6 protein-coding genes and 2 tRNA genes are annotated in these 8,121 nt (G+C 60.0%); 6 read left to right on the top strand and 2 right to left on the bottom strand.

The genetic code is table 11. The features are described 5' to 3' along the window. Positions 1–404 precede the first annotated feature (404 nt). From APH25_RS24500 to APH25_RS24490, 3 genes are all read left to right on the top strand, one after another. Complete coding sequence (locus APH25_RS24500) at positions 405–1,040, top strand: TetR/AcrR family transcriptional regulator (RefSeq protein WP_028632352.1); 636 nt, start codon at positions 405–407, stop codon at positions 1,038–1,040. 114 nt (positions 1,041–1,154) lie between these two features. Beyond that, positions 1,155–1,760 carry a DUF4823 domain-containing protein gene (locus tag APH25_RS24495; RefSeq protein ID WP_060483650.1) on the top strand — a complete coding sequence of 202 codons (606 nt, stop codon included), beginning with the start codon at positions 1,155–1,157 and terminating at the stop codon, positions 1,758–1,760. Between the two features lie 9 nt (positions 1,761–1,769). Next, a complete protein-coding gene (locus APH25_RS24490) occupies positions 1,770–2,330 on the top strand; it encodes a DUF1285 domain-containing protein (RefSeq protein ID WP_028632354.1) in 561 nt (186 codons plus the stop codon). A gap of 61 nt (positions 2,331–2,391) precedes the next feature. On the opposite strand, the gene APH25_RS24485 is transcribed toward APH25_RS24490, so the two are convergent. Together APH25_RS24485 and APH25_RS24480 are read right to left on the bottom strand one after the other, a co-directional pair. Further along, positions 2,392–2,467: transfer RNA gene (locus APH25_RS24485), tRNA-Asn, on the bottom strand. Positions 2,468–2,529: 62 nt separating this feature from the next. Continuing rightward, a complete protein-coding gene (locus APH25_RS24480) occupies positions 2,530–3,726 on the bottom strand; it encodes an amino acid aminotransferase (protein WP_060483649.1) in 1,197 nt (398 codons plus the stop codon). Between the two features lie 282 nt (positions 3,727–4,008). Here APH25_RS24480 and uvrB point away from each other — a divergent pair, with 282 nt between their 5' ends. The 3 genes from uvrB (at position 4,009) to APH25_RS24465 (ending at position 8,048) form a co-directional block, all read left to right on the top strand. Next, positions 4,009–6,024 carry an excinuclease ABC subunit UvrB gene (gene uvrB / locus APH25_RS24475; RefSeq protein WP_060483648.1) on the top strand — a complete coding sequence of 672 codons (2,016 nt, stop codon included), beginning with the start codon at positions 4,009–4,011 and terminating at the stop codon, positions 6,022–6,024. Positions 6,025–6,189: 165 nt separating this feature from the next. Then, positions 6,190–7,671: a glutamate--tRNA ligase gene (gene gltX, locus APH25_RS24470; protein WP_060483647.1), complete on the top strand. Its 1,482-nt coding sequence runs from the start codon at positions 6,190–6,192 to the stop codon at positions 7,669–7,671. A gap of 301 nt (positions 7,672–7,972) precedes the next feature. Further along, a tRNA-Ala gene (locus APH25_RS24465) sits at positions 7,973–8,048 on the top strand. The last annotated feature ends 73 nt before the right edge of the window (positions 8,049–8,121 follow it).

The raw sequence follows: 8,121 nt of genomic DNA, 5'->3' as shown, positions 1-8,121 counted from the left end.
AAACAGCCAGATCAACAGCCAGATCAAGATCCAGAGCTAGGTCTCGCTGAAGCGAGCGGCTCGGGCGGGCTTGGGCCGCCGGCAAAAAAAAACCCGGGTTCTGGGGGAGGAATCCGGGTTAAGACCATTAGGAGTAAAACAAAGGTACGCGGTCCCTGAGCACCTTTATCGGCACGCCACTTGGGGGGATGCGCCGGGCCGACACCTCTAGTATTGGCCAGGTTTGACGCAGCGCCAGTCGAAGTTGATCGTTTTTTAAACAGATTTGGAATACGTCAGCCCCCAAGTGCTCCCGCTCGGCATGGCCGCAGGCACCCGGAAACACAGAAAAACCACGGATGATCCGTGCAATTTCATGCAAGTTGGGCATAATAATCCGCTTCGATTGTCAGCCAGTCCTTCCCATGCAGAAAGAACCTCGTAAGGTCCGTGAGTTTCGCCGTCGCGAACAGGAAATCCTCGACACCGCCCTCAAGCTGTTTCTCGAGCAGGGTGAAGACAGCGTCACCGTCGAGATGATCGCCGACGCCGTAGGCATCGGCAAAGGTACGATCTACAAGCACTTCAAGTCCAAGGCGGAGATCTACCTGCGCCTGATGCTCGACTACGAGCGCGACCTCAATGAGCTGCTGCATTCCGCTGATGTAGACCGTGACAAAGAAGCCCTGTCGCGTGCCTACTTCGAGTTTCGCATGCGCGACCCCCAACGCTACCGACTGTTCGATCGCCTGGAAGAAAAGGTGGTCAAGGGCAACCAGGTGCCAGAGATGGTCGAGCAACTGCACAGTATCCGGGCGTCCAACTTCGACCGCCTCACACAACTGATCAAAGGCCGCATCAGCGAAGGCAAGCTTGAAGACGTGCCGCCGTACTTCCATTACTGCGCGGCATGGGCACTGGTGCATGGCGCTGTGGCCCTGTACCACTCGCCGTTCTGGAGCAATGTGCTGGAAGATCAGGAAGGCTTCTTCCAGTTCCTGATGGATATCGGCGTGCGTATGGGCAACAAGCGCAAACGCGACCCAGAGCCCGCCAGCTGATTGCACCTGCGGTTACGGACATCGGTGGCCGGATATGACGTGGAGCAAAGCTGGCGCAAAAGCTGCATCCGCCAGCCATTCGCCGGTTTTTCGTCACCGGCCACTGGAGGAATGATGCGTAGCCTGGTTTTGCTGTTAACGCTTATGGCGTTGGGCGGGTGCATGAATGTCAGCGATATGGGGGAGGGCGTGCGCTACCACATGAGCGACGCCGGCCTGTTGGATCACAGCGACACCCGCCGTACCTTGTCCATCCGCCTGCAGCCCGACTCCTTCATTTTCATTGGCCAGGGGGCATTTGTGCCGCCCGGCAAAGGCCCCGTTCCTCGCCAGAATGCCGTGGCGGATGAAGCATTCAAGAGCTTCGTCGAATACTTCCCGCTGGTGCGTCGCGCCGACCGCCCCCTTGGCCTGGAAGAGGCCATTGTGCAGGCGCGCTCGGTGGGCGCCGACTATGTGCTGTACACCCGGTTCGCCCGCACGGACGACCGCATTGGCAATGGGGATGAGTGGTACGACGAGCAGGCCGTCGACCGCCTTGGCTGGGACAGCGGTGTGGTGCAGATGATGCTGCTGGAAACCAACACGCGCTATTTGATCGACACGGTGCGCATCAAGAGCCGTGGCGGTTTGTTGACGTTCCACGATCAGACGCCGCAGGATTTGCTTGGCGCGCCAATGCGCGAGTACGCTCGTAGCCTTCTGGGCATGAGCCGATGAGGCAATGTGATGAGTGAGTCAGGCAAAGCCAGCGATCTCCTGACGCAGATTCCCAGTAGCAAGGGCCTGCCACCGGTGCACCTGTGGAACCCAGATTTCTGCGGCGATATCGATATGCGCATTGCCCGCGATGGCACCTGGTACTACATGGGCACACCTATCGGCCGCAAACCGATGGTGAAGTTGTTTTCCGGCATTATCCGTCGCGAGGGTGATGACTATTTTCTCGTCACACCGGTAGAGAAGGTGGGCATCCAGGTGGATGACGCACCTTTTGTGGTGGTGGCGCTGGAGGTGCTGGGTGAGGGCGAGCAACAGGTGCTGCGTTTTACCAGCAATGTGGAAGATCAGGTGGACGTGGGGCCGGCCAACCCTTTGCGCGTGGTTACCGACCCCGTTACCCAGGCGCCTTCACCTTATGTGCTGATGCGCGATAACCTCGAGGCGCTGGTCCATCGCAATGTGTTCTACCAGTTGGTCGAGCTCGCCGTACCGCAGGTGCTGTCAGGTGAACAATGGTTGGGCGTGTGGAGCGGGGGCGTGTTCTACCCCATCGGCCAGGCCGATTGACACGGTGTTGACCCAATAACGCAAAAGCCCCCGCTGCTTGCGCAACGGGGGCTTTTTAATCTGGCTCCGCGACCTGGACTCGAACCAGGGACCCAATGATTAACAGTCATTTGCTCTACCGACTGAGCTATCGCGGAATCTGCGCGTATCTTACTCATTGCCAGGGGGAAGTCAAGCAACCCCCTGTAAAATCAAACGGTTACAGCACTTCTACAATAGCCTTCGTAACCACGTGGATGTTGCTCTGGTTGAGCGCGGCTACCGCGATGCGGCCTGTGTCCAGCGCATAGATGCCGAAGTCGTTCTTCAGGCGAGTCACCTGCTCAACGGTCAGGCCGGAGTAAGAGAACATGCCCACCTGACGGCCAACGAAGCTGAAGTCACGCTTGGCGCCGTACTGCGCCAGCAATTCGACCATCTGCTTGCGCATACCATGGATGCGTTGACGCATTTCAGCCAGTTCGGTTTCCCACATCTGGCGCAGTTCAGCATTGTTCAGTACGGTGGCAACGATGGTGGCACCGTGGGTTGGCGGGTTGGAGTAGGTGGTGCGAATCACCCGCTTGACCTGGGAAAGCACGCGCGTACTTTCGTCCTTGGACGCCGTGACGATGGACAGTGCGCCGACGCGCTCACCGTACAGCGAGAACGACTTGGAGAACGAGCTGGACACGAAGAATTCCAGGCCAGACTCGGCGAACAGGCGCACCGCAAACGCATCTTCGGCGATGCCGTCGCCAAAGCCCTGGTAGGCCATGTCCAGGAACGGTACGTGCCCCTTGGCCTTGACCACTTCCAGAACATGCTTCCAGTCGTCCAGGGTCAGGTCCACACCGGTCGGGTTGTGGCAGCAGGCATGCAACACCACGACAGAGCCCGCTGGCAGGTTGGCCAAGTCTTCGAGCATGCCGGCGCGGTTTACACCGTTGGTAGGTGCGTCGTAGTAGCGATAGGTTTGCACAGGGAAGCCCGCCGACTCGAACAGCGCGCGGTGGTTTTCCCAGCTAGGGTCACTGATGGCTACCACTGCCCCCGGGGCAACCCGCTTGAGGAAGTCGGCGCCGATTTTCAGCGCGCCAGTGCCGCCCACCGCTTGCACGGTGACCACGCGGCCGGCGGCCAGCAGTGGGGAGTCGGCGCCGAACAGCAGCTTCTGCACGGCCTGGTCGTAAGTGGCGATACCATCGATGGGCAGGTAGCCGCGAGAGGCGTGCTGGGCGGCACGTTGGGTCTCGGCTTCGATCACGGCACGCAGCAGCGGAATGCGGCCTTCCTCATTGCAATACACGCCTACGCCCAGGTTGACCTTGTCGGTACGTGGGTCGGCATTGAACGCTTCATTGAGGCCCAGGATGGGGTCGCGGGGTGCCAGCTCGACAGCGGAAAACAGGCTCATTGTTACCTTGGCTCGGATAGGAGGTGATAGGGCGTACACGCTCCAGCCGAATGCACTGAAGCGGTGCACAAACGGGGAGTCAGTATAGTGATCCCGCGCGGTCGCCGCGACACTCTGGCGCACCTTTTGCGCCTGTTTGCGCAAAAAAAATTCGACTCTTGATCCGATTGCCGGGTCCACCGTTACACGGGGTCACCGTTCCACCTTCAAAGCATCCCCCGGCAGGCCCATTTGGGTATAGACTACTGGCTAAATTTACAGTGCAGCACCGCGAGGTTTGACATGTCCGAGTTTCAGCTCGTCACCCGTTTCCAGCCGGCCGGCAACCAGCCCGAGGCCATACGGCAGTTGGTCGAAGGCATCGAAGCGGGCCTGTCGCACCAGACGTTGCTGGGGGTGACCGGGTCAGGCAAAACGTTCAGCATTGCCAACGTCATTCAGCAGGTGCAGCGCCCTACGCTGGTGCTGGCGCCCAACAAAACCCTGGCCGCCCAGTTGTATGGCGAATTCAAGGCATTCTTCCCCAATAACGCCGTCGAGTACTTCGTCTCCTACTACGACTACTACCAGCCCGAAGCGTATGTACCTTCGTCGGATACGTTCATCGAGAAAGACGCGTCGATCAACGACCATATCGAGCAAATGCGCCTTTCCGCGACCAAGGCGCTGCTCGAGCGGCGCGACGCCATCATCGTCACCACCGTGTCGTGCATCTACGGCCTTGGCAGCCCTGAAACGTACCTGAAGATGGTGCTGCACATCGACCGCGGCGACAAGCTCGACCAGCGCGCGCTGCTGCGTCGCCTGGCTGACCTGCAATACACCCGCAACGAAATGGATTTTGCCCGTGCCACTTTCCGTGTGCGTGGCGACGTTGTCGACATTTTCCCTGCTGAATCTGACCTTGAAGCCATTCGCATCGAGCTGTTCGATGACGAGGTTGAGAACATCGCGGCGTTCGACCCGCTGACCGGTGAGGTACTGCGCAAGTTGCCGCGCTTCACGTTCTACCCCAAAAGCCACTATGTCACCCCGCGGGAAACGCTGCTGCAGGCGGTGGAGGGCATCAAGGAGGAACTGGGTGAGCGCCTCGAGTTTCTGCACAAAGGCAACAAGCTGGTCGAGGAGCAACGCCTGGAGCAGCGCACCCGCTTTGACCTGGAGATGATCCTGGAACTGGGGTATTGCAATGGCATCGAGAACTACTCGCGCTACCTGTCGGGGCGGCCGGCCGGGGCGCCACCCCCCACACTCTACGACTACCTGCCGGCGGATGCCCTGCTGGTCATCGACGAGTCGCACGTCAGTGTTCCGCAGGTAGGGGCCATGTACAAAGGCGACCGCTCGCGCAAGGAAACCTTGGTGGAATATGGCTTCCGCCTGCCATCGGCGCTGGATAACCGCCCGATGCGCTTTGACGAATGGGAAAGCGTGAGCCCGCAGACCATTTTCGTCTCTGCCACGCCCGGGCCTTATGAGGCCGAACATGCAGGTCGGGTGGTGGAGCAGGTGGTTCGCCCTACGGGCCTAGTCGACCCTCAGGTAGAGATACGGCCCGCCCTCACGCAGGTCGACGACCTGCTGTCCGAGATACATAAACGTGTGGCCCTGGGTGAGCGCGTACTTGCAACCACACTCACCAAGCGCATGGCCGAGGACCTCACTGACTACCTGGCCGATCATGATGTACGGGTACGTTACCTGCACTCGGACATCGACACGGTCGAGCGGGTCGAGATCATCCGCGACCTGCGCCTGGGTACCTTTGATGTGCTGGTGGGCATCAACTTGCTGCGTGAGGGCCTGGACATGCCCGAGGTGTCGCTGGTAGCCATCCTCGATGCCGACAAGGAAGGCTTCCTGCGGTCGGAGCGCTCACTGATCCAGACCATTGGCCGCGCCGCACGAAACCTCAATGGTCGGGCAATTCTGTATGCCGACACCATCACAGGTTCCATGCAGCGTGCCATTGACGAAACCGAGCGCCGTCGTGAGAAGCAGATCGCGTTCAACGAGGCCCACGGCATCGTGCCGAAAGGGGTCGTCAAGGACATCACCGACATCCTCGAAGGCGCCACGGTGCCGGGCGCGCGCAGCAAGAAGCGCAAGGGGATGGCGAAGGCGGCGGAGGAGAGCGCCCGTTACGAAGCCGAACTGCGCACGCCGGGGGAGATCACCAAGCGTATCAAGCAGCTTGAGGAGAAAATGATGCAGCTTGCCCGCGATCTGGAATTTGAGGCTGCAGCGCAACTTCGTGATGAAATCACCCAGTTGCGGGAGCGGCTGATCGTCAGCTGACCCTGGCAAACGGCGCCGCGCCTGTCCGCCTATCGCTGATGGCCTGCCGCCGCGCTTGGCATTTGCACTTGCCTGGGGCAAGCCGCGTGCGCGCCATCGCTGGAGCCCGATGGCTGCCACCTGCTAACATTCGGCCTTTGTTTCATCTTTCGTTCGAGACCCTCCATGACCACCGTACGCACGCGTATCGCGCCATCGCCGACCGGCGACCCCCATGTCGGCACCGCCTACATCGCCCTGTTCAACTACTGCTTCGCCAAGCAGCATGGCGGCGAGTTCATCCTGCGCATCGAGGACACTGACCAGCTGCGCTCAACGCGCGAGTCGGAACAGCAGATCTTCGACGCCCTGCGCTGGCTCGGCATCGAGTGGAACGAAGGCCCGGACGTCGGCGGCCCGCACGGCCCGTATCGCCAGAGCGAGCGGGGCGAGATCTACGCCCGCTATGCCAAGCAATTGGTCGACGCAGGCCATGCGTTCTACTGCTTCTGTACCGCCGAAGAGCTGGAACAGATGCGTGCAGAGCAGCAGGCCCGTGGTGAAACCCCGCGCTACGATGGGCGCGCCCTGGCCCTAAGCGCCGAGGAGGTGCAGCGGCGCCTGGCGGCAGGCGAGCCGCACGTGATCCGCATGAAGGTGCCGAGCGAAGGCGTGTGCGTGGTGCCCGACATGCTGCGCGGCGACGTCGAGATCCCGTGGGACCGCATGGACATGCAGGTGCTGATGAAAAACGATGGCCTGCCCACGTATTTCCTCGCCAACGTGGTGGATGACCACCTGATGGGTATTACCCATGTGTTGCGGGGTGAAGAGTGGCTGCCATCCGCACCCAAATTGATCAAGTTGTACGAATACTTTGGTTGGGAACAGCCCAAGCTCTGTTACATGCCGTTGTTGCGCAACCCTGACAAATCCAAGCTCTCCAAACGCAAGAACCCGACTTCGGTCACGTTCTACGAGCGTATGGGCTTCATGCCAGAGGCCATGCTCAACTACCTGGGCCGTATGGGCTGGTCCATGCCGGACGAGCGCGAGAAGTTCTCCCTGGCCGAGATGGTTGAACACTTCGACCTGTCGCGCGTGTCGCTGGGTGGCCCGATCTTCGACATCGAAAAGCTGTCCTGGCTCAACGGCCAGTGGTTGCGTGAATTGCCGGTCGAGGCCTTCGCTGCCCGTTTGCAGCAGTGGGCATTCAACAGCGACTACATGATGAAGATTGCCCCGCACGTGCAGGGGCGCGTAGAAACCTTCAGCCAGGTAGTGCCACTGGGCGGGTTCTTCTTCGAAGGTGCGCTGAAGCTCGACGCCAAGCTGTTCGAGAGTAAAAAGCTGTCGGCCGACCAGGTGCGCCAGGTGATGCAGTTGATCCTGTGGAAGCTCGAAAGCCTGCGTCAGTGGGAGAAGGAGCGCATTACGGGCTGCATCCAGGCCGTGGTCGAGGCCCTGGAACTGAAACTGCGTGACGCGATGCCGCTGATGTTCGCCGCCATCACCGGGCAGGCCAGTTCAGTGTCGGTACTCGATGCCATGGAAATCCTAGGCCCGGACCTGACGCGTTATCGCTTGCGCCAAGCGTTGGACTTGCTGGGTGGCGTTTCGAAGAAAGAAAACAAGGAGTGGGAAAAACTGTTGGCTACAATCGCCTGACAGCGCCAATGGTCGCAAGCATCGCTCGCTCCACTGCTGCCGTACCCTGGCCCGTAGGAGCGAGCGTAGCTCGCGATGCGTCGCCCAGCGACGCCCCTAAACACCTCGTTCCCACGTAAAAGCTGCACCCGCGTCCAGTCCATTGCGGTAAGTGATTGTTATCTGTGAAAAAACTTTTGGATATTTTCAAAAATTCGTTTGACAGGTCTACGATCCGAACTTAATATGCGCCCCGTCCACAGCGATGAACGAAATGAAGCGCCAGGCACCCAGTCGGCGATTCTGTTCAAAGCGACATTGTGGGGCTATAGCTCAGCTGGGAGAGCGCCTGCATGGCATGCAGGAGGTCAGCGGTTCGATCCCGCTTAGCTCCACCAAATTCCTCTTGGCAGCTCATGGCTGGCAAGCAGTACAGGCTCCAGCAAGCCGGTACTGGCGGTAAGAAGGTTC

Origin of the sequence: Pseudomonas sp. NBRC 111119, assembly GCF_001320125.1 — a bacterium.
GTDB lineage: Bacteria > Pseudomonadota > Gammaproteobacteria > Pseudomonadales > Pseudomonadaceae > Aquipseudomonas > Aquipseudomonas parafulva.
This window is presented reverse-complemented; position numbering and strand designations above follow the sequence as displayed.